Source organism: Streptomyces sp. NPDC013455 (assembly GCF_040632975.1).
In the GTDB taxonomy this organism is placed as follows: domain Bacteria; phylum Actinomycetota; class Actinomycetes; order Streptomycetales; family Streptomycetaceae; genus Streptomyces.
The window spans coordinates 104644-126514 of record NZ_JBEYCX010000006.1 but is presented as its reverse complement, the minus strand read 5'-3'; the positions used below and the strand labels follow the sequence as shown (position 1 = coordinate 126514).

Below are 21871 nucleotides of genomic sequence, written 5' to 3'. Positions count from 1 at the left end.
CGTCAGCGGCCCGGCGCGGCGTACAGGTCCGGCCGCGGGGCGAGTTCGACGGCCACCCGGCCGCCGGTCTCCAGCGCCCGGACCCCCGCCTCGGCGACCACGGACGCCGTGTAGCCGTCCCAGGCCCCCGGCCCCGTGACCTGCCCGCGCCGTGTGGCGTCGACCCAGGCCTGCACCTCGCGGTCGTAGGCGTCGGCGAAGCGGACGAGGTAGTCCTGCGCCACCTCCTCGCGGGCGCCGCCCGTCGTGGTGACCACCATGGTGTGCGCGTCGCCGATCCGGGCGCTGCCCGCCTCGCACACCGCCTCGCAGCGCACCTGGTAGCCGAAGCCGCAGTTCACGAAGACCTCCACGTCCACCAGGGCGCCCCGCTCGGTCTCGAACAGCACGAACTGCGGATCGAGCAGGCCCGCGGGCGCGCCCGCGGACGGCGTGGGCCGCACCACGGTGACCGCCGTCAGCTCCTGGCCGAGCAGCCAGCGGGCCGCGTCGATCTCGTGCGAGACCGAGCTGTTGACGAGCATGGCACTGGTGAAGCCGGCGGGGGAGGAGACGTTGCGGTGGGTGCAGTGCAGCATCAGGGGCCGGCCCAGAGTGCCGCCGTCCAGCAGGGACTTGAGCCGCCGGTACTCGGTGTCGTAGCGGCGCATGAAACCGATCTGCGCCAGCCGGCGGCCGAGCCGCGCCTCCGCCTCCACGACCCGCAGCGCGCCGGCGGGGTCCGGCACCATGGGCTTCTCGCACAGCACCGGCAGCCCGCGGGCGAAGGCGGCCAGCAGTGCCTCCTCGTGCGCGGGGCCGGGGGAGGCGATCAGGACCGCCGCCACTCCCGGCGCGTCGAGCGCGGCCAGCGGGTCCGTGTGCACCGCGACCCCGGCCAGGCCGGCCACCGCCTCCTCGGCCCGGTCGCGGTCGGGGTCGGCCACCACCGCGACCCTGGCGCCACTGACCACCTGATCGACCCGGCGAATATGGTCGGCCCCCATGTGGCCGGCGCCCAGTATCGCCACCCCCAGCAGGTCATCCATGTGCGCGCTCCCTCCCGTCGGCGCTCGCCGGCGATCATGCCGTAGCGTACGCCGACGGGAGAGGGGACCCGCGGGCCGCGGGACGCGTCAGGGTGCTTCGGCCCGGGGTCCGTCAGTACCGCAGCACCGCGGCGATGCCGTCCGCGTCGCCCAGTGTGCCGTCGGGGACGAAGCGGACGTCGGCGCCGGTCTCCAGGCACTGCTCGACGATCTCGTCCACGATGTCCTCGCGGGCGTCCAGGTCGCCGAGTTCGGCGGGCAGCAGGTGTGCGCCGACGTCGCGGACGGTGGCGCGGTAGTTCTCCTCCACGGCCAGCAGCCGGACCCGGCCCTCCCGGGCGCTCTGCCACAGCTCGTCCAGGCCGGCCGCGAAGGTCCGGTGACCGCGTGCGGAGGTCAGTTCCCGGACCACCGAGCCGGTGTCCCGTGCAGCCTCCTGCTCCAGGACCGGCCGCAGGGCCTGCCAGACGCTCTCCGGTCCGGCGTGCGCGAGCCCGCCGTGCCGCACGTGCACGGCGGCCTTGGCGGCCGTGCCGACCTCCTCCAGCAGCGAGAGCGCGGCCTGTTCACCGGTGATGTACAGGGGGCGGGGCTGGTCGCGCAGGACGGTGCTCATGACGGTGTCCGCCTCGCGCAGGAACTGGCGCGTCCCCTCGTCGCGGAAGGTGCTCGGCTGGTTGCCGATCCGCATGGTCCGCTCGGCGTCGAAGTTCTCCCGGACGTGGATCAGCGGGAAGCCGCCGGAGTGGTCCTCGACGACCCGGTCGGCGCCGCCGCTCCACAGGGTGACGCGGTCGGCGGAGAGCGACATCGCCCAGAAGCGCCGTTCGGCGGCCTGGGCGGCGACCAGGTTGCGGGTCAGGAAGGTGTCGGAGAGCACCACCCGCTCGGGGACGGTCCGGGCCAGGGACCAGACCTGGTGTTCGCCCGGCGCGGCGAAGATCGCCAGGCCGTCCTCGGCGTGCGCCAGGTCCACCTCCGCCAGGGCGCGGTCGAGGTGGGCCACGACGTCGGCGCGCCGCTCGCGGGAGACGGCGGGGTCGGCCTCCAGGCGCCTGCGCGCCTGGGTCACCATGTTGCGCAGCCGGACGGGATCCTGGCCGCGGCTGCGTTCCCCGCGGTGCGTCGGGGTCAGTACGGAGACCGCCGGATAGGGGCGCGGGCGCCGCAGTCGGGACAGGGTCGCGGGACTCAGTGCGTGCTCCATGACAGCACGATAGGGCGGATTCACCCGTACGGCATTCGGGGTAATCCGGACGTCCGCGACATGCCCCGGCGGCCGTGGGAATCCCCCGGCGGAGGCCGGTGACGCGGGGCCGCGCGGCCGGTTACCGTACTCGTCGGTAACCGAACCGCAGCATCCCGGGAGGTCTTCATGCCGCAGCTCGACGTCGACGGGGCGAGACTGGCGTACGACGACGAGGGCCCCCGCGACGCGGCGGACGTGCCCCTGGTGTTCGTGCACGGCTGGACCGCCGACCGGCACCGCTGGGACCACCAGATGGCGCACTTCTCCGCCCGGCGCCGCGTGCTCCGGCTGGACCTGCGCGGGCACGGGGAGAGCACGGGGGCCGGGGTGCGCACCATCGGGGAACTCGCCGGGGACGTCCTCGCGCTGCTCGACCACCTGCGGGTGGAGCGCTGCGCGCTGGTCGGCCACTCGATGGGCGGGATGATCGCGCAGACCATCGCCCTCGCGCACCCGGCGCGGCTGGAGCGGCTGGTGCTGGTCAACTCCATCGGCCGGATGGCCTACAGTCGCGGCCGCGGCCTGCTGATGGCGGCCTCCACGCTGGTGCCGTTCAAGCTGTTCGTGGCGGCCAACATCCAGCGGGCCTTCGCGCCCGGCTACCCGCGCGAGGAGGTGCGGGCGCACATCCGCGCCTCCGCCGCCACCCCGCGCGAGGTCGTCATGACGCTCTACGGCGCCATGCGGGCCTTCGACGTCCTGGACCGGGCCGGCGAGATCGCCGTACCCACCCTGATGGTGCACGGCTACCACGACGTGCAGCTGCCGGTGCGGCAGATGCTCCGGATGGCCAAGGCGTATCCCGACGCGGTCGTGCGGATCCTGGACGCGGGGCACGAACTGCCGCTGGAGAAGCCGGCCGAACTCACCGGGGCGCTGGAGGCGTTCCTGACCGCGAAGCATGATGCCCGGGCTGCTTGAGCAAGTTTTTGCTTGTGGCCGGTTCCTTCCCGCCTCGGCCCGGAGGCGCGCACCTCTGTGCGTTTTGCCGAGGCAAAACGCGGCCGAAACCGTGGGGTGAGAGGGCGGGCCGTGTTGCGGCCGCGTTGACCGCGCCGGGCGCCTGACGGACGCTCGTCATATAGGTGCTCGATACAACTGGTTTTTCGGCCGGTCGTCTCTCGCCGTGAAAGCGCAGGTGGGACGCGGCGTCGGCCGGAGCCGGAGGCAGGAGGCAGGGCATGTGCGGCATCACCGGGTGGGTCTCCTTCGACCGTGACCTGACCACGGAGGCCACCGCATTGCATGCGATGACCGAGACGATGGCCTGCCGGGGCCCGGACGACCGCGGCACCTGGGCCGAGGGTCCCGCCGCCCTCGGGCACCGCCGGCTCGCCATCATCGACCTGCCCGGCGGCCGTCAGCCGATGTCCCTGCCGACGCCCGAGGGGACCGTCGCCCTCGTCTACTCGGGAGAGGCGTACAACTTCACCGAACTGCGCCGGGAACTGCGCGACCGCGGCCACCGGTTCGGCACCGACTCCGACACCGAGGTCGTGCTGCACGGCTACCTGGAGTGGGGCGACGCGGTCGCCGAACGCCTCAACGGCATGTACGCGTTCGCCGTCTGGGACGGCCGGCACGACAAGCTCGTGATGATCCGGGACCGCATGGGCATCAAGCCCTTCTACTACCGGCCGACCGCCGACGGCGTCCTGTTCGGCTCCGAGCCCAAGGCGATCCTCGCCCACCCGCTGGTCAGGCCCCGCGTCACGCTGGACGGCCTGCGTGAGCTGTTCGTCATGGTCAAGACCCCGGGACACGCCGTCTGGGACGGCATGCGTGAGGTGGAGCCGGGCACCGTCGTCACCGTCGACCGCTCCGGCCTGTCCACCCGCGTGTACTGGCGCCTGGAGACCCGACCGCACACCGACGACCGCGCCACCACCATCGCCACCGTGCGCTCACTCCTCGACGACATCGTGCGCCGCCAGCTCGTCGCCGACGTACCGCGCTGCACCCTGCTCTCCGGCGGGCTCGACTCCTCGGCCATGACCGCGCTGGCCGCCCGGCAGCTCGCCGCGCAGGGCGAGAAGGTGCGCAGCTTCGCCGTCGACTTCGCAGGCCAGGCCGACCACTTCGTCGCCGACGAACTGCGCGGGACCCCCGACACCCCGTTCGTGCACGACGTCGCCCGGCTCGCCGGGACCGACCACCAGGACATCGTGCTGGACGCCCAGTCCCTCGCCGACCCCGCCGTCCGCGAGCGGGTCATCCGGGCCCGCGACCTGCCGGCCGGCTTCGGCGACATGGACGCCTCGCTGCTGCTGCTCTTCCGCGCCGTCCGGGAGAAGTCCACGGTGGCCCTGTCCGGTGAGTCCGCCGACGAGGTCTTCGGCGGCTACCTCCAGTTCTTCGACGAGGAGGCGCGCCGCGCGGACACCTTCCCCTGGCTGGCGACCATGGGCCGCCACTTCGGCGAGGACGCCGGCGTGGTGCGCGCCGACCTCGCCAAGTCCCTGGACCTGGACGGCTATGTCGCCGACGGCTACCGCACCGCCGTCGCCGGCATCGACCGGCTGGACGGCGAGAGCGACTTCGAGTACCGGATGCGGCGGATCAGCCATCTGCACCTGACCCGCTTCGTGCGCGCCCTGCTCGACCGCAAGGACCGCATGAGCATGGCCGTCGGCCTGGAGGTCCGGGTGCCGTTCTGCGACCACCGGCTGGTCGAGTACGTCTACAACGCGCCCTGGGCCCTGAAGTCCTTCGACGGCCGCGAGAAGAGCCTGCTGCGGGAGGCGGCGGCGGACGTCCTGCCGCGTTCGGTGTACGAGCGGGTGAAGAGCCCCTACCCGTCGACACAGGACCCGCGGTACGCCCGCGCGCTCCAGGACCAGGTCAAGGAACTGCTCGCCCGGCCCTCCCACCGCGTCTTCGACCTCGTCGACCGCGAACGGGTCCGTCAGGCGGCCGAGCGGAGCGCTCCGGTCAGCACCCAGGCGGCCCGGCGCGACCTGGAACGCACCCTGGACCTCGCCGGCTGGCTGGACCTCTACTCACCGGAACTGGCGCTCGCCTGAGCCACCCGCCCCCACCGGCGCCGAGCGGGTCCGGCCCGCCCGTGTCCCTGCTCAGCGCAGCCCGATGATCCGGTCCGCGGCCTTCGCCGACCGCTGCCACCACGTGGTGACCGGCTCCCAGACGAGCACCTGCCGCCCGGTGCCGAGCCGCGCGGCGGTGAAGGATTGGCCCCACTGCGCGGCCGACGCCGCGACCGTGACCGCGTCCACCCGGCGGGCCTCGGGGTCTGCCGGGTCGGCGATGGTCCGGACGTCGGCGTAGGCCGTGCCCCCCGCGGCGAGCCGGTACGTCCCGATGCCTCCCGGGGGCATCGGCAGCGCGGCCCCGTCCAGGTCGCCGAAGGTCACGGTGGGCACGCGGTCGACCAGGCAGGCGCGGGCGCCGCGGTTGGTGACGGCGGCCCGCAGCACGGTCGGGTCGCCGGGTGCGGCCTGGGCCCGCAGCGTCAGCGACTTCTCGGCGCAGCGGACGGGCCGGTCGGGGCCGGCGGCGGCCCGGCTCTGCGGCGCGGTCAGCAGCAGGACCGCGGCGGCGGCCGAGACGACGGCCGAGACGACGGCCGAGACGGCGGGTACGGCGATGGCGGCACGGATGCGCATGGCGGTGTCCCCCTGGGGCTGTGGCGGCAAGGGATGGGAGGGCGCGGCGCGAGCACGCCCGCTCAGGGTGACGAGCGCGGAGGCCGGCGGGTTGCCCCGGTTCGCGGCTGTCACCCGATCGCGGCACTCGTGCGGCCGGCCGCTGCTGTGGCCGGCCCGCCGCTCCCGTGGCGGCCCGCCGTTCTCCCGGCCGGCCCGCCGCTGCTGTGGCCGGCCGTGCGGGGCCCTCAGCCGGTGGTGTCCGAGGTGCCGTCGTCGCCGGCCGCGTCCGCCGGGCACGAGCTGCCGCTCGGGGGCAGCGAGCCATACAGCAGGAAGTCGTCGACCTTGCGGTGCACGCACTTGGAGGAGGAGTACCCGGTGTGGCCCTCGCCCTTGTTGTCGAGCACCACCGCCGACGGGCCGAGCCGGCGGGCCGTCTCCACCGTCCACCGGTACGGCGTCGCCGGGTCGCCGCGCGTGCCCACGAGCAGCATCTTCGCGGAGTGCACGTTCCGCACCTCCTCGCGGATGAAGTCGGTCCCCTTGGGCCGGCCGTAGCACATCAGCAGCTGGGTGAGCCGGTAGCGGCCGAAGACCGGGGACGCCTGCTCGTAGGCGGCCCGCAGCTCCTTCAGGTCCTTGGTGAGCCGTGCCGCGGCGGGCCGGTCGGGGTCGTCCGCGCAGTTGATCGCCATCAGCGCGGCCGGCAGGTTGTCCGCAGGGACGTCCTCGGCGTCGATCAGCCCGCCGTCCCCGCGCGGCAGACCGATGCCGCCCGTCGAGAAGGCCAGGACCCGCCGGGTGTCGCCGTCCTCGATCAGCGAGGCCAGCGCCCGCTCCAGGGAGGGCCACAGCTGCCGGCTGTAGAGGGCCTGCCCGATGGCGCCCACCAGGTCCTGCCCGGAGAACGAGCCGCCGAAGTCCGTGGGCACCGGATTCTCGTCGAGCGAGCGCACCAGCCGGAGCACCTCGTCCCCGGCCGCCCGCCGGTCCTGCCCGAACGGACAGCCGAGGTCCGTCGTACACCAGTCCAGGAAGTCGTCCAGTGCCGTCTGCTGCCCCTGGGCGCCCGCCATCCCCTGCTCCGACAGCGGTTCGGCCAGCGTGTCCACGCCGTCCAGGACGAGCCGGCCCACCTTGCCGGGGAACTGCGCCGCGTACACCGCGCCGAGCCGGGTGCCGTAGGAGAAACCCAGATAGTTGAGCCTGTCGTCGCCGAGCGCCTGGCGGATCACGTCCAGGTCGCGGGAGGCGTTCACGGTGCCGATGTGGGGCAGTACCGGGCCGGAGTTCCGGGCGCACTCGTCGGCGGCGTGCCGGAGCTGCTTGAACAGCGCCTGCGGACGGCTGATGTCGGCGTCCTCGTCCGCCAGGGCCGCGATCTCGTCACTGCCCTCGCCGCAGCTGACGGGGGAGGAGCGGCCGACACCGCGCGGGTCGAAGGTGACCACGTCGTAGCCCTTGGTCAGGTCCATGAACTCGTTGCCGCTGGTGGCGAGTTCGGGGACCCCGGCGCCGCCCGGGCCGCCGAAGTTCAGCACCACCGAACCCTGCGGTCTGCCGGTGGCGCGGTAGCGGGCCAGCGCCACGTCGAGGGTGCCCTCGCGCGGTTCGGCGTAGTCGAGCGGCACGGTGACCTTCCCGCACTGGAGGTCCTTCGGCATGTCCGGGCCCGTGCAGGCGGCCCACGTCACCTTCTGCCGGTAGAACCGGGACAGGTCCGGCTCCGGCTGGTCGCCGGAAGCCGCGGGCAGCCCGGCGCCGAGCAGCGCGAGGGCGAGTGCCGAGGTACCCGCGCAGCGCCGCACGGCGGGCCGTGTGCACAGCTTGACCAGCATCGATAGCCTCCCGGGGCGCCCGCCGCGGACCGGGACGGCGCCCTCGGATCACCATAAGCGGGCCCCGGACGACCCGCCTCCGGACCAGCGGAATGGCACTCTCCGTCGTATCCTCCGCGCCCTCCGTGACCGTTGTTGATCATTGTGCGGCTTTACATCCCGTTCGATGACAGTGCCGCTCGATGGGGTGAAAGACCGATAAGCCATAACTCCGATTGGTTCGTCAACGTTTTCCAGGGTGCGGGCGTGCGCCCGTGACGACGTCTGGAAGGCAGGAACCTATGAGACGGGCTACCCGAAACGGTGTGATCGCCGTCGCCGCCGCGTCCGGCGCGATGGCCGTGGCGCTGCCGGTGTCCGCCGCCTTCGCGGCCGGCGGCGCCGACGCCCGGGGCTCGGCGGAGGGCTCGCCCGGGCTGGTCTCCGGCAACGGCATCCAGCTGCCGGTGCACGTGCCGGTGAACGTCTGCGGCAACACGGTGAACGTCGTGGGGCTGCTCAACCCGGCCGCGGGCAACACCTGCGCCAACACCGGCTCCGGGAAAGCCGGAGGAAGCGGGAAGGGCGGCGGCTCCGGGAAGGAGGGCGGGGCGTCCGCGTCCGGCGGCGCGGCCGCCCACGGCGGCACCGCGGACTCGCCCGGAGTGCTCTCCGGCAACGGCATCCAGCTCCCGGTCGACCTGCCGGTGAACGTCTCCGGCAACACCGTCGACGTGGTCGGCCTGGGCAACCCGGCCTTCGGCAACCAGTCGGTCAACGGCCCCGGCGACCACCCCGCCGCCCCGCCCGCCAGCCCGCCCGCGACGGTGCCCGCACCCCGCGCCCCCGGGCACCCGGCCCCGGCCCGGTCCCACCCCGCCCCGCACCCGCGCGCGGCCGCGCCCACGCTGGCCCGGACCGGAGCGGACGTCACGGCTCCGGCCGTCGCCGGCAGCGCCGCGCTCCTCGTCACCGGCGCGATCCTCTACCGCCGCTTCCGCCCGGGCCGCCCCCGCTGACCCGGACCCCGCACGGCCCCACCGGACCCGCCCCGGTGGGGCCGGACCGGCCGCTTCCGCCGGTCGCCGGGCCGCCCGGCGGTATCACCGGTGTCCTGACGCGCCACGGTGGGGCCGGCCGCTGTTCCGCCGGTTGCCGGTCCGCCCGGCGGTCCACCGGTGTCCGCCACCGCACGACCGGTCACCCCGTGCTGCCGTATCGGCCGATCTCCCCGTGGCGTGGGCCTCGTTGATCCGCAAGGATGCTGCGGGCGGCCAGGCCGGGTGCCGGGCCGTACGACCGTCAGACCCTCACGGAAACGGAGCGCGCCGATGACCGCAGCGGCCCCCCACGACCTCGTCGTCACGCAGGCCACCCTCGCCGACTGGCCGGTGATCAGCGCCTGGGCGGCGGCGGAAGGGTGGAATCCGGGGCTGTCCGACGGGCCCGCGTTCTTCGCCCAGGACCCCGACGGCTTCTTCCTCGGCCGCATCGACGGGGAGCCGGTCTCCGCCGTCTCCGTCGTCAACCACGGCCCCGCCTTCGCCTTCCTGGGCTGCTACCTCGTCCGCCCCGACCTGCGCGGCCACGGGCACGGCCTCACCACGTGGAAGACCGCCCTGGCGCACGCCGGGAACCGGGTCATCGGCCTGGACGGAGTCGTCGCCCAGCAGGACAACTACCGCCAGTCCGGCTTCGAACTCGCCCACCGCACGATCCGGTTCACCGGCACCGCGGTGGAGGGCGGGACGCCCACCGGCATCCGCCCCGCGGTCCCCGCCGACCTGGCCGCGCTCACCGCCTACGACAGCGCCTGCCACCCCGCCGACCGTCCCCGCTTCCTCGCCGCCTGGCTCACCACGCCGGGCCACCACGCCCTCGTCCGTGAGGACGGCGGGCGCGTCACCGGCTACGGCGTGCTCCGCCCCGGCCACGACACCCTGCGCATCGGCCCCCTCTTCGCGGACACCGCCGACGACGCGCAGGCCCTCTTCGCCGCCCTCGCCGCCGCTGCCGCGGGCCGGGAGGTCGCCCTCGACGTGCCCGAGCCGAACGCGGCCGGCGTCGCCCTCGCCGAGGCGGCGGGTCTGCGCCCCTCGTTCGAGACCGCCCGCATGTACACCGGCCCGGTGCGCGCCCACGCCAAGGAACGCGTGTTCGGCGTCACCACGCTCGAACTGGGCTGACCGCAGGGAGAGTCCGGCCGGCCGGTGGGTGACCGGCGGGGCGGCGGGTGATCGCGGGGCGGCGGGTGACCGGCGGGCCGCCGGCCTCGCGCTCGGCACCGCGCCCCGGCCGGTGTCCGCCTCGTCCGAGCCGCCCGCTCCGGACGGTGTCCGCTTCTTCCGGCCACCGGCCCGGCCGGCGTCGATCTCGTCGTCGGGCCGTACGAAGAGGCCGGCTCAGCGGTGGATGGGGGTGCGGTTCAGTGCGGCCACCCCCAGGGCCGCCAGGGCGATCTGGACGAACCACTCGATCCAGTCGGGTCCCCCGGTGTCGGCGACCCCCAGCCCGGCGGCGATCGCCGAGCCCAGCAGCGCGGCCGCGATGCCGACGACGACGGTCCACAGGACGCCGATGTGCTGCCGCCCGGGGACGACCAGCCGGCCCAGCACACCGATGACGACGCCGATGAGGATGGCGCTGACGACGCCCGAGATCTCCATGGCCGTGCCTCCTTGACGCTTCGACAGATTCCGACACGCTCGTCGGGTACCGACACTCCTCGACGCACGTGGTCGCGCACTCCGCCCGACGGGGCGTCTGCCCGCTGCGCGCGGAACCACGCCGCCCCGGCCGCCGCCGGAAGGCCCTGTTCACCGCCCCTTCATGCCATGTACCTTTCAATCATTCGACGCGTGGAGGAAACCCCAAGCGGGTTCTACGCGCGCAGACTTGGCGCCCGCACCGCCTCTCCCCACCCCTCATGGAGGTTCGACGGATGCTTGGATCCAGGAGATCCGGCCGCAGATGCACCACCGCCCTGGCCGGATTCGGGCTGCTGCTCACCGGCGCGGCCGCCCAGCTCGGCACCGGCACCCCCGCCCACGCGGCGACCACCCACCGCATCCTGTTCGACAACGCCCACGCCGAGACGGCCGGCAACGCCGACTGGATCATCTCCACCAGCCAGCCCGACCCGCTCGGCCAGGACTCCTCCCCGTCCGCCGAGACGGACTGGACCGGCGCCCTGTCCTCCTGGGGCGTGGCGCTCCAGAAGACCGGCGGCTACAGCCTGAAGACGCTGCCCTCGGGGTCCGGTCTGACCTACGGCGGCACGTCCGCGACCGACCTGGCGAACTTCGACACGCTGGTGCTGCCCGAACCCAACACGAAGTACACGGCAGCCGAGAAGACGGCGATCATGAACTTCGTCAAGAACGGCGGCGGCCTGTTCATGATCTCCGACCACACGGGCGCCGACCGCAACAACGACGGTTACGACGCGGTCGAGATCTTCAACGACCTGATGACGAACAACAGTGTCGACTCCACCGACCCGTTCGGCTTCTCCGTCGACTCCCTCAGCATCGGCTCCGACCACCCGGCGGCGATCGCCGACAGCACCGACCCGGTGCTGCACGGCTCCTTCGGCACCGTCACCAAGAGCCTCATCGCGAGCGGTACGACCGCCACCCTCAAGCCCGCCGACAACCCCAGCGTCAAGGGGCTCCTCTACCGCACCGGTTACTCCGGCAACACCGGCGCCTTCTTCGCCACCAGCACCTTCGGCAGCGGCCGGGTGGCCTTCTGGGGCGACAGCTCCCCGGTCGACGACGGCACCGGCCAGTCCGGCAACACCCTCTACGACGGCTGGAACGACTCCGGCGCCACCAACGCGCCCCTCGCCCTCAACGCCACCGCGTGGCTGGCCGGTGCGGGCGCCGGCAGCGGCGGGAGTGATGGCGGTGGCGGCACCTGCACGGCCGCCCAGCTGCTGGCCAACCCCGGTTTCGAGTCCGGCGCCACCTCCTGGACCGCGTCCGCCGGTGTCATCACCGACGACACCGGCGAGGCCGCACGCACCGGCTCCTACAAGGCATGGCTGAACGGCTACGGCGCGGCCCACACCGACACCCTGGCGCAGACCGTGACCATCCCCGCCGGGTGCACGAGCGCCACCCTCAGCTTCCACCTCCACGTCGACACCGCCGAGACGACCACCTCGACGGCCTACGACACCCTCAAGGCGCAGGTGCTCAACAGCAGCGGAACGGTGCTGTCGACCCTCGCCACCTACTCGAACCTGAACGCGGCGAGCGGCTTCACCCAGCGCAGCTTCAACCTGGCGGGCTACGCGGGCCAGACGGTCACGATCAAGTTCACCGGCACCGAGGGCTCGACCCTCCAGACGTCGTTCGTCATCGACGACACCGCGCTCACCGTCGGCTGAGCCGCGAGGGGGGCGGGCCGCGCCGGCCCGCCCCTTCTTCCTTCTTCCTTCGTCCTTCTTCCTCCGCCGCGGGCCGGCCGGGTCAGTTCGCGGGGACGGACCGCTCGGCCGTGTTCCAGCCCGAGACGCGCACCCCCGGTGCGGAACCGTGCAGGCCGGCCGTCCGGTAGACGGCGGTCAGAGTCACCGACTCACCCGGCCACAGGCTCACCTCGTTGTCGGACCACCGCACCGGCAGTACCGGCCGGCCCTGGGCGTCGACCAGGTGGACGTCCGTGAACAGGGCCGGGGTGGTACCGGTCCCGGTGTTGCGCAGGGTCACCGTCGTGGTGGACAGGCCGCCGGACGACTCGGTCGACGCCGTCACCGTCACCGGCACCCGCGCCATGGCGGAGAGCCCCTTGAGATCGGCGTAGCTCGTCGTCGGCGTGTGCCACCAGTCGGTGTGGTCCCAGTCGAGTTCGTCCGGGCGGGTGGAGAGCCAGTACACGTTGCGGCTCACCTCCTTGCCGCCCGCGTCGGTCAGCACCAGCCGGAGCAGGTGCGTCCGCGACAGACCGCTCACCGACGCCGGCAGCGTGAGCGCCGTGGAGCGGGCGCCGTCGCCCGCGACCGTCATCCCGGTGACGGTCCTGTCGTACCTCTGCGTGCCGTCCGGGTCGAAGAGCGTGGCCCGGGCGGTGAGGCCCCGCTCGGCGGCGTGCCTGCTGTTCACCACCACGACCGAGCGGTCGTCGTAGGAGTACTGGACGTGCAGCGGTTCGTTCGCCTTCTTCGCCCCGTAGTAGGCGCCGTTCTGGTCCAGGTAGCGGTCGGTCAGCTGCCAGTGCAGCGAGGTCCAGCCGCTGTTGAACATCCAGTAGACGACGCCGGTGGCGGGACCGGCCTTGTCCGTGGCGTTGCGGCCGTACGCCTCGAACTGCGCGCGGACGTTCTCGTACTGGGCCAGCTGGGCCTTGCGCACGTAGTCGGTGAGGCCCGTGGGGGCGCCGTAGCGGCCGGAGAGGGCGTTGTCGTAGATCCGCAGGGTGCCGAAGACGGACGACGGCGAGCGGTGGTACTGCCTGGCCGCCGGGTCCTTCCAGAGCGTGTCGAGTTCCGCGGGCGTCAGCATCCGGCGCAGCGTGTCCAGGGTGGGGATGCTCGGGCCCGCGCTCGTCTCGGAGTTGAAGCCGGTGGCACCGCCCTCGCGCTTGGCGTACCAGTAGCCGGGCGGTACCCAGTCGTAGGGGCCGGTCATCTTCATGCCGGAGCGGCCCAACTGGGGCGAGGCGGCCTCGGAGGCGGCGGGGATCACGGGGACGGGCCAGTCGGCGGCCCTCAGGGCGTCCAGGTAGCCCTTCTCGATCGCCGCGTCGGGGGCGGAGTCGCTGCCGATCAGGAAGGAGAGCACGCTCGGATGGCCGCGCAGCCGGGCGGCCTCGGCGGCCATGGACGCCTTCGCGATCCTGCGGTCGGCCTCGGTCCACTTCTTCCCGGACCCGCTCGGGTTGACCTCGCCCTCCCACTTGTCGCAGCACTCCCAGCCCGGGAGCACCAGCACGCCGTGGCGGTCGGCCAGGTCGAAGAACTCGTCCGGCTCCAGGTGACCCTCCAGACGGAGCGTGTTCAGGCCCAGGTCGACGGCGTACTCCAGGCGGTCCTCGGCGTAGCCGCGGTCCCAGCGCAGGAACTCGTCCGGTGACCAGCCACCCCCCTTGACCAGCAGCCTGCGGCCGTTGATCCGGTACTGGCGGGCGCCGTCGGAGTTCAGCTGCGCCTGCACGTCACGGATGCCGAAGGTCTCGTGCGCGGTGTCCGAGGTCGCACCGTCGACGGTGGCGGTGAGGTCGAGGTCGTACAGCGTCTGGCCGCCCATTCCGGCCGGCCACCACAGCTTCGGCGAGGCGAGGTGCAGTCCCGGCACGTCGGCGGGGGAGAAGGTGACGGTCTTCGTCTCGTGGGCGGCAAGCGGCACCGAGGTGGTGAACCGCGTCCCGCCGATGCTGCCGGAGATCCGCGCGGTGAGCGCCGTGCCGGAGTCGTTGCGGGCCCGGGCCTCGACGGTCAGGTCGGCCGTGGCGAGCGAGGGCAGGGCCGGCTTCGTCACGACGTGCGCGTCGCGCAGCGCGACCGGGCCGCTCCGGCGGACCACGACGTCCCGGACGAGGCCCATGTTCCGGTCGGGCGGCGGCTGCAGCCAGTCCAGCCAGCCCATGGTGAGGTGCTCGTTCGGGTCGTTGGGCCGCACCCGGAAGGCGACCGTGTTCGTGCCGGGCCTGACCAGCGAGGTGATGTCCAGCTCGTGGCGGGTGTAGGCACCGGCCACCTCGGTGGCCTCGGCCACCCGCCGGCCGTTGACGTGGACGTCGGCCGCCGAGACGACTCCGCTGAAGTCCAGCACGGTGCGCTGCCGGGTGTCCTCGACGGTGAAGTCGGACCGGTACCACCAGGGGACCTCGAAGGCGGCCCGCGGGATCCTCTGCTGCTGGGTGGAGTGGAACGGGTCGGCGTACACGCCGTTCGCCAGGAGCGCGGCCAGCACCGTGGAGCGGGGGCCCGCCGGGTACCAGCCCGTCGCCGGGTAGCCCGGGGAGGACACGGCCGCCGCGGAGTCGCTCACCTTCGCGGTGGACTGGACGGCGAAGCCGGACAGCGGGGTGCCGGTGCCGGCGGCGGAGGGGACACGGGTGACCCGGGCGGGCCCGGGTGCCGGCGCCGGCGGCCGGTCGCCGGGCCGGGCGGCGGAGGTGAGCGTGCCGAGCAGACCGAGGACCAGGACGGTGACGACGTACCGGTGCCCGAGGGAGGGGCGAAGGAACACGGGGTCTCCAGGCTCGTAAAGTTAGGAAACTTTACTAATCCGACGCACGCTAGGGCGCCCCCCGGGCGGCGTCAACGACCCGCGCCGCGCCGGCGCCCGAGCGGAGTCGCGGTTCCCCCCGTCCGGCACTCGACGGCGGTGCCGTGCGCGGTGCGGGCCGTCGGGGTCGCGGGCGCAACGCCCCGCAGACGAGATAGAGTTACCGGAGTCGAGACGATCCTCCCCGGCCGGAACCCTGTCCGCCGGGGAGGCTTTCGTTCATGACCGACACTCTCAACGACGCCATGCCCGCGGACGTCACCGTCCGCCCCGCCACCCCCGAGGACCGGCCCGCCGTGGAGCGGCTGTGGCTCATGTTCCGGCACGACCTGTCGGAGTTCCGGGGCGTGCTGCCCACCGCCGGTGGCGGCTTCCGCGCCGACCGTGTGGTCCACGCCTTCACCGCCCCCGGATGGGCGCCGTACCTGCTGGCCTGCGGCGGACACCCCGCGGGTTTCGCCTTCGTCCGCGGGCTCGACGGTCCGGTACGCGTGCTCAACAGCTTCTTCGTGGTGCGCGGGGCCCGGCGCAGGGGCGTCGGGGTGCGGGCGGCGCGCGAGGTGCTGACCCGGCACCCCGGTCCGTGGGAGATCGCCTACCAGCACGACAACCCGGCCGCCGTGCGCTTCTGGCCGCGGGTCGCCGAGGATCTCGCCGGCGACGCGTGGACCCGCGAGGTGCGTCCGGTGCCCGGCCGACCCGAGCTGCCCCCGGATCTGTGGATCTCCCTCACCGTGCCGCCGGCCTGACGCCGCCCGCCCGGGCGGCGCGAACGGGCATGCGCGGGCCGGTCCGCCCGAGCGGGCCGGCCCGTGTTTCCCTTCCTTCCTTTCCTCGGTCTTCTCTCTCAGAGCCTGGGGGTGCTCTTCGCCGCCGTACCGGCGCACACGAGTCCGAGGGCGAGGGCCAGGACGCCGATGACGATGTTGTTGACGATCACGCCCGCGTCGGGGCGGAAGCCCACGATCCACGGCGCGATGATCATCCAGAGGCCCATGGCGCACATGGCCCAGCTGAGGCCGTACATGCGCTCGGGGGCACGGGTGAAGCCGAGTGCCAGCAGGCCTATCGCTATGCCCACGATCAGGTTGTGGGTCATGAGCGCGGGCTGGCTCGCCGCGTAGTGCACGATCCACGGGGACGCGGCGCAGTACAGGCCGAGCAGGAACACCGGCCCGTCCACGAGTGCCACGTCACGGCCGCCGAGCATACGGGCGTAGCGTTCCCGCATTTCGGAGACATCGGGGTGGCTGGCTATGTCACCTCTGTGCAGGTTGGCCATGAGTCGTCTCCTTCGACTTGCAACCCTGACCGTGTCCGGTGCGGTGCGTCGCGGGTACCACGCAGTCCCAGTTTGCTCTTATTTGGCCTTTATGTGTAGGGGGGTCCGAGGCTGCTGCGCAGCCGGAGCAGGCCGCGGCGCGCGTGGCTCTTGACGGTGCCCAGCGGCCACCCCGTGCGCTCCGCGATCTGGGTCTGGGTGAGGTCCTCGTAGTAGGCCAGGCGCAGCACGCGCTGCTGCGGAGCGGGCAGCCGGGCCAGTTCCCGCCCGACCACGACCCGGTCCAGTGCTGCCTCGGGCCGCCCGGCGGCCGCTTCGGCCGGGGCCAGGGCCGCGCCGGCGGCGGCGACCAGCTCACCGCGGCGCGTGCGGGCGGACAGCGCGTCGGCGATCTTGCGGCGCGTGATGCCGACGATCCACCCCGCCACCGTCCCGCGCTCGGGCCGGTAGCCGGCGCACCCCCGCCAGACCCCGAGGAAGACCTGCTGTGCGACGTCCTCCGCCTCCGCGGCGTCGCCCAGCGTGCGCCGCGCCAGCGCGAGCACCAGCCCCGACCAGCGCCGGTGGAGCACGGCGAGACAGCGCTCGTCGCCGGCCGCCATGCCCCGGACGAGGACCTCGTCGGTGAGCGGCTCGGGAACGGGAGGCCCCGGCGGCGCGCCGCCGGACCGGTCGGCGGACCGGCCGGCCGTGGCCGCGGTGCCGGGCGCGACGGCGGTCGCATACGGGCTCATCACGACGGCTCCTTCGCAGAACGGTCGGGGGCGGGGTGCCCATTGCGTTCATCGTGGGAGCCGGTGCTCCGCCGCTCCAACACGCATCGTTTCTGCGTCGTATGGTCGTCGCATGGACGCGACGGACGCGACGGACGCGACGGACACCCTGGGCCCGACGGACGCGACAGGTGCGACGAGCCCGGCGGACCCGGCGGACGCGACGAAGGCCGTGGCCGCCGGGAGTGTCCCGCCCGGTGAGCCGGGTCTGACGACCGGCGCGCTGGCGCGCCGGCTCGGTGTCTCGCCCACCACCCTCCGTTCCTGGGACCGCCGTTACGGCCTCGGCCCCGCCGCCCGGGCCGAGGGCCGGCACCGGCGCTGGACACCCGAGGACGTGACGATGCTGGAGGCCATGTGCCGGCTGACCGCGTCCGGCGTGCCACCCGCCGAGGCCGCCCGGACCGTGCGGCGCGGGGCGCATCCGGCAGCCGCCCAGCATCCGGCAGCCGCCCGGCATCCGGCAGCCGCCCGGCATCCGGCCGCCGCCCAGCATCCGGCAGCCGCCCGGCATCCGGCGGTCGCCCCGCTGCCGGGGCGTGCCGCCACGTCCCCGGCCGCCGGCGGCACGCCACCGCCCGGCGACGCCCGGCAGGACGGCCGGGGCCTGGCCCGTGCCGCCGTCCGGCTCGACGCCCCGGCCGTCTGCGAGCGGCTGGAGGCCGCCGTCACCCGGTACGGGATCGTGACCGCCTGGCAGGACGTGATGGTGCCGACCCTGCACGCCGTGGGCCGCAGGTGGGCCTCTGCCGGGGACCGGTACGTCGCCGTGGAGCACCTGCTGTCCTGGCAGGTGTCCACCGCCCTGCGCCGCCACACCCGGCCGCTCGCGGCGACGCCCGGTCCCCCGGGGGCCGGCCCGGTGCTCCTGGCCTGCGTCCCCGGCGAGCAGCACACCCTGCCGCTGGAGGCACTCAACGCCGCACTGAGCCACCTCGGTGTCCCGACCCGGATGTTCGGTGCCGCGGTGCCCCCGGAAGCGCTCGTGACGGCGGTCCGGCGGCTGGGCCCGGCGGCCGTCGTGCTGTGGGCGCAGGCCCGCGCCACCGCGAGTCCGCCGCTGGCCGAGCACGTCGCCGCCATGGAGTGGGGCGTCAAGGGCGCCCGCTCGGCACCGCTGGTGATGCTCGGCGGGCCCGGCTGGGCCGGCCGGCCCAGCCGGGGGATGCTCCGCCCGACCGCCCTGCCCGAGGCCCTCGACATTCTGGCGGCCACCTACGGCACCGCACCCGCCGACTGAGGCCATGGACCGGCCCGCCCGAGACGTGCGCTTGTGCGCCCCGCGGCCGCCTGCGGTCCCGCGGTCGCCGACGACCGCGGGACCGGACCGCGCGGCCGGGGTGCCGGTGGCGTCCGAACCCGCCGCCCCGGCATCCTGGCGGCCACGCCACCGCGCCCGCCGCCGGCCGTCGGGACCGGCGGGTTCAGCCGCGGTCCCGGGCACGTCTGAAGCGGGCCAGGCCGTCGGCGAGATCGATGATCGGGTCCGGGTAGGCGCCGATACGCGCACGGTCCGCCGCCCCCAGCTTCCACGGCTCGTGGACCGCGGCGCCCGCGACGTCCCGCAGCTCGGGCACCCAGCGCCGGACGTAGACGCCCTCGGGGTCGTGCCGCTTGCCCTGGGTGACGGGGTTGAGGACCCGGTTCGGGCGGGTGTCCGTGCCGGTGCCCGCGACCCACTGCCAGTTCAGCTGGTTGTTCGCGATGTCGCCGTCGACCAGCAGGTCCAGGAAGTACCGGGCCCCCACCCGCCAGTCGACGTACAGCGTCTTGGCCAGGAAGCTCGCCGTCAGCAGCCGGGCCCGGTTGTGCATCCACCCCTCGTGCAGCAGCTGGCGCATCGCCGCGTCGACCACCGGATAGCCGGTACGGCCCTCCCGCCACGCCGCGATGTCGTCCCCGGCCGTGCGCGCCGAGCGCCAGCGGTCGTGCTTGGTGCGGTAGTCGGCCAGCGCCGCACCGGGCCGCGCCGCCAGCACCTGCCGGTGGAAGTCCCGCCAGGCCACCTGCCGCACGAACGCCTCCGCTCCCGGCCCGCCCGCGCGGCGCGCCCGGTGGACCAGCTCGACGGGGGAGAGCGTGCCGAAGTGCAGGTGCGGCGAGAGCCGCGAGGTCGCGTCCCCCGCCAGGTCGTCGTGCCGGTCCTCGTAGGCGGCGACGCCCGAGCGGAGCCAGGCGGTGAGCCGCTTGCGGCCCGCCGCCTCGCCGCCCTCCGCCAGACCCGGGGAGACCCCCGGCAGCGCGGCCCGCGACGGCAGCTCCTCGGAGCCGACGCCCGACGGGACCCGGACGGAGCGGGGCGCCTCCAGCACGTCCCGCAGGGGCTGCGCCGACCACTGCCGGAAGTACGGCGTGAACACGGCGAAGTGGTCCGAGGAGGCCGGCGTCACCGCCCCGGGCGTCACCGCTGCGGTCACCGTGTCGTGCACGTACAGCCGGCGCCCCTCCGCCTCCAGGGCACGCCGCAGCCGCCGTTCCCGCCGGTGGGCGTAGGCGCTCACGTCGGCCGCCATGTGCACCTCGTCGGCGTCCGCCTCCGCGGCCACCTTGCACACCTCCGCCACGACATCGCCGGAGCGCACCACCAGCCGCCCGCCGCGCCCGCGCAGCCCGGCGTCCAGATCCCGCAGGCAGTCGGCGAGGAACGCCGACCGGTTGGGTGCCGCGAAGCCCACGGCGGCCACGCCGGTGTCGCGCACGAACAGCGGGACGACCTCGCGGGGGCCCGACAGCGCGGCGCGCAGGGGCGGGTGGTCGTACAGGCGCAGGTCGGCGGTGAACAGGACGACCGAGACGTACATGGCGCGGCTCCGAGTCGGGTTTGCGGACGCCGAACGGTTCCGGTGCGGCGGGCCCGGCGGATGCACCCTCAGCGGACGGGCCCGGACGCCTGCCGGGCGGCCGCCCGCGCGATATTGCGGGCCATACCGCCGAACACCACCGCGTGGAACGGCGAGACACCCCACCAGTAGGCGTGGCCGAGCAGCCCCCGCGGATGGAACAGCGCCCGCTGCCGGTAGCGGCTGCGCCCGGCGCCGTCGGGCTCGGCGCACATCTCCAGCCAGGCCAGACCGGGCAGCCGCATCTCCGCCCGCAACCGCAGCAGGCGACCCGGTTCGATCTCCTCCACCCGCCAGAAGTCCAGCGAGTCACCGGCCCGCAGCCGCGTGGCGTCCCGGCGGCCCCGGCGCAGTCCGACACCGCCGACCAGCCGGTCCAGCCAGCCGCGCAGGCTCCACGCGAGCGGGAAGGAGTACCAGCCGTTCTCCCCGCCCACCCCCTCGATCACCCGCCACAGCTCCTGCGCCGGGGCGTCCACCGCCGCCTCACGCCGGTCGGTGTACAGGCTGCCGCCGGCCCAGTCGGGGTCGGTGGGCAGCGGTTCGCTGGGTGCGCCGGGCACCGCGGCGGACGACCAGCGCGTACTCACCGCCGCCTCGCGCACCCGGCGCAGGGCCAGCTCCACCGCCTGGTCGAAGCCGAGCGGATGCCCCGGCGGGTCGGGCACGTACCGCGCGATGTCGTGCTCGTGGCAGACCACCTCGTGGCGCAGCGACTCGGTGAGCGGCCGGGCGATCGACGCGGGCACCGGCGTCACGAGCCCCACCCAGTGGCTGGACAGGCCCGGGGTGAGCACCGGAACGGGCACGATGAGCCGCCGGGGGAGCCCCGCGACGCGCGCGTAGCGGGCCATCATGTCCCGGTACGTCAGGATGTCCGGCCCGCCGATGTCGAAGGTGCGGTTGACGTCCGCGGGCAGCCGCGCGCTGCCGACGAGCAGACGCAGCACGTCCCGGACGGCGATGGGCTGGATGCGGGTGCGCACCCAGCTGGGGGTGACCATCACCGGCAGCCGTTCGGTGAGGTACCGCAGCATCTCGAAGGACGCGGAACCCGAACCGATGATGACGGCGGCGCGCAGCACGGCGGTCGGCACGCCCGAGGCCAGCAGGATGCGGCCGACCTGCGCGCGGGACCTCAAGTGCGGGGAGAGGCGGTCGTCGGGGACGTCGGCCGGCGCGAGACCGCCGAGGTAGACGATGCGCCGCACCCCGGCCGCCTTCGCCCGTTCCCCGAAGACACGGGCCGCGCGGCGGTCGGTCTCCTCGAAGTCCTTGCCGCTGCCGAGCGCGTGCACCAGGTAGTACGCCACGTCCACGTCCCGCATCGCCGCCGCGACCGACTCCGCGTCCGTGACATCGCCGCGCACCACCTCCACCTCCTCCGTCCAGGGGTGGTCGCGCAGCTTGCCGGGGGAGCGGGCGAGGCAGCGCACCCGGTGTCCCGCGGTCAGCAGCTCGGGCACCAGGCGCCCGCCGATGTACCCGGTGGCACCGGTCACCAGGCAGCGGAGCGGGGTCCCGTCCGCCGGGTCGTCGTGGTTCATCGCTTCCAGGTCCTCCGTCTCGGCGGCCCCCCCGGTCATCCTTCCCGCGGTGCAGGGGCCCCGGATGCGTCGCGTCACCGGAACGGCGGCGGAGGACTTCTCCCCACATGTCCGTGCGGATCCGGGGCAGCCGGATCGGTACAGCATGTACATTCCGTCCGGTTCAGCGACGCAGGAGGTGGCCGCCATCATGGGTGCGAGGGTGTTGGAGCGTTTTCCGGCAGGGGCTCCGCGCGGTTCGTGGCCGGCCGAGGAGTACGCGGCGGCCCGGCGCGCCGAGGGCGAACCGGCGACCGTGGTGATGGACCTGAACTCGGACGCCTTCCTCGTCGTGGTCGAGCGCAGGGAGGACGACGGCGGCGTCTGACGGATCAGGGCGGGACGACGGCGGCGTCCGGCGAGGCGGGCCGGGACGACGGCGGCGTCTGACGAGGCGGGCCGGGGCGACGGCGGCGTCCGGCGAGGCGGGCCGGGACGACCGCGGCGTCCGACGAG

At 74.2% G+C, this 21871-nt stretch carries 18 protein-coding genes; 8 read left to right on the top strand and 10 right to left on the bottom strand.

Annotated elements, in window-relative coordinates; genetic code table 11:
* Positions 1-2: 2 nt before the first annotated feature.
* Both ABZ576_RS12725 and ABZ576_RS12720 read right to left on the bottom strand, forming a co-directional pair.
* The gene (locus ABZ576_RS12725) at positions 3-1028 is read right to left on the bottom strand and encodes a Gfo/Idh/MocA family oxidoreductase (protein WP_360739341.1); all 1026 of its coding nucleotides are present in this window, start codon (positions 1026-1028) and stop codon (positions 3-5) included.
* A gap of 112 nt (positions 1029-1140) precedes the next feature.
* Entirely contained in the window at positions 1141-2235 is a 1095-nt protein-coding gene (locus tag ABZ576_RS12720) for a chemotaxis protein (protein ID WP_360739339.1), read from the bottom strand.
* A 168-nt stretch (positions 2236-2403) separates the two neighbouring features.
* Here ABZ576_RS12720 and ABZ576_RS12715 point away from each other — a divergent pair, with 168 nt between their 5' ends.
* Together ABZ576_RS12715 and asnB are read left to right on the top strand one after the other, a co-directional pair.
* A complete protein-coding gene (locus ABZ576_RS12715) occupies positions 2404-3198 on the top strand; it encodes an alpha/beta fold hydrolase (protein ID WP_360739337.1) in 795 nt (264 codons plus the stop codon).
* 260 nt (positions 3199-3458) lie between these two features.
* Positions 3459-5300, top strand: a complete 1842-nt coding sequence (asnB, locus tag ABZ576_RS12710; protein WP_360739336.1) for an asparagine synthase (glutamine-hydrolyzing) — start codon at positions 3459-3461, stop codon at positions 5298-5300.
* 51 nt (positions 5301-5351) lie between these two features.
* On the opposite strand, the gene ABZ576_RS12705 is transcribed toward asnB, so the two are convergent.
* Together ABZ576_RS12705 and ABZ576_RS12700 are read right to left on the bottom strand one after the other, a co-directional pair.
* Positions 5352-5900 carry a DUF4232 domain-containing protein gene (locus ABZ576_RS12705; protein WP_360739334.1) on the bottom strand — a complete coding sequence of 183 codons (549 nt, stop codon included), beginning with the start codon at positions 5898-5900 and terminating at the stop codon, positions 5352-5354.
* A gap of 227 nt (positions 5901-6127) precedes the next feature.
* Positions 6128-7720, bottom strand: a complete 1593-nt coding sequence (locus ABZ576_RS12700; protein WP_360739333.1) for an alpha/beta hydrolase — start codon at positions 7718-7720, stop codon at positions 6128-6130.
* Between the two features lie 281 nt (positions 7721-8001).
* On the opposite strand from ABZ576_RS12700, the gene ABZ576_RS12695 reads away from it, so the two are divergent.
* Together ABZ576_RS12695 and ABZ576_RS12690 are read left to right on the top strand one after the other, a co-directional pair.
* The gene (locus ABZ576_RS12695) at positions 8002-8718 is read left to right on the top strand and encodes a chaplin (protein ID WP_360739331.1); all 717 of its coding nucleotides are present in this window, start codon (positions 8002-8004) and stop codon (positions 8716-8718) included.
* 312 nt (positions 8719-9030) lie between these two features.
* A complete protein-coding gene (locus ABZ576_RS12690; RefSeq protein WP_360739329.1) occupies positions 9031-9885 on the top strand; it encodes a GNAT family N-acetyltransferase in 855 nt (284 codons plus the stop codon).
* 216 nt (positions 9886-10101) lie between these two features.
* Here the strand turns inward: ABZ576_RS12690 and ABZ576_RS12685 are convergent, their stop codons facing one another.
* Positions 10102-10365: a GlsB/YeaQ/YmgE family stress response membrane protein gene (locus tag ABZ576_RS12685; RefSeq protein WP_360739328.1), complete on the bottom strand. Its 264-nt coding sequence runs from the start codon at positions 10363-10365 to the stop codon at positions 10102-10104.
* 275 nt (positions 10366-10640) lie between these two features.
* On the opposite strand from ABZ576_RS12685, the gene ABZ576_RS12680 reads away from it, so the two are divergent.
* Complete coding sequence (locus ABZ576_RS12680) at positions 10641-12092, top strand: hydrolase (protein ID WP_360739327.1); 1452 nt, start codon at positions 10641-10643, stop codon at positions 12090-12092.
* Positions 12093-12174: 82 nt separating this feature from the next.
* Here the strand turns inward: ABZ576_RS12680 and ABZ576_RS12675 are convergent, their stop codons facing one another.
* On the bottom strand, positions 12175-14895 hold the full coding sequence (locus ABZ576_RS12675; protein ID WP_360739325.1) for a sugar-binding domain-containing protein: 2721 nt from the start codon (positions 14893-14895) through the stop codon (positions 12175-12177).
* A 284-nt stretch (positions 14896-15179) separates the two neighbouring features.
* Between ABZ576_RS12675 and ABZ576_RS12670 the strand changes: the two genes are divergently transcribed.
* Positions 15180-15683 (top strand): GNAT family N-acetyltransferase, encoded by a 504-nt coding sequence (locus tag ABZ576_RS12670; protein WP_360739588.1) that lies wholly within the window; start codon positions 15180-15182, stop codon positions 15681-15683.
* A gap of 98 nt (positions 15684-15781) precedes the next feature.
* On the opposite strand, the gene ABZ576_RS12665 is transcribed toward ABZ576_RS12670, so the two are convergent.
* Positions 15782-16216 carry an SPW repeat protein gene (locus ABZ576_RS12665; protein ID WP_360739324.1) on the bottom strand — a complete coding sequence of 145 codons (435 nt, stop codon included), beginning with the start codon at positions 16214-16216 and terminating at the stop codon, positions 15782-15784.
* Between the two features lie 89 nt (positions 16217-16305).
* On the bottom strand, positions 16306-16818 hold the full coding sequence (locus tag ABZ576_RS12660; protein WP_360739587.1) for a sigma-70 family RNA polymerase sigma factor: 513 nt from the start codon (positions 16816-16818) through the stop codon (positions 16306-16308).
* A 244-nt stretch (positions 16819-17062) separates the two neighbouring features.
* On the opposite strand from ABZ576_RS12660, the gene ABZ576_RS12655 reads away from it, so the two are divergent.
* Entirely contained in the window at positions 17063-18229 is a 1167-nt protein-coding gene (locus tag ABZ576_RS12655; protein ID WP_360739323.1) for a MerR family transcriptional regulator, read from the top strand.
* 184 nt (positions 18230-18413) lie between these two features.
* On the opposite strand, the gene ABZ576_RS12650 is transcribed toward ABZ576_RS12655, so the two are convergent.
* Together ABZ576_RS12650 and ABZ576_RS12645 are read right to left on the bottom strand one after the other, a co-directional pair.
* Positions 18414-19790, bottom strand: coding sequence for a deoxyribodipyrimidine photo-lyase (locus ABZ576_RS12650; RefSeq protein ID WP_360739321.1), 1377 nt, complete (start codon positions 19788-19790; stop codon positions 18414-18416).
* Positions 19791-19858: 68 nt separating this feature from the next.
* Positions 19859-21376, bottom strand: coding sequence for an SDR family oxidoreductase (locus ABZ576_RS12645; protein WP_360739586.1), 1518 nt, complete (start codon positions 21374-21376; stop codon positions 19859-19861).
* 190 nt (positions 21377-21566) lie between these two features.
* On the opposite strand from ABZ576_RS12645, the gene ABZ576_RS12640 reads away from it, so the two are divergent.
* On the top strand, positions 21567-21743 hold the full coding sequence (locus tag ABZ576_RS12640; RefSeq protein WP_360739320.1) for a hypothetical protein: 177 nt from the start codon (positions 21567-21569) through the stop codon (positions 21741-21743).
* Positions 21744-21871: the final 128 nt, after the last annotated feature.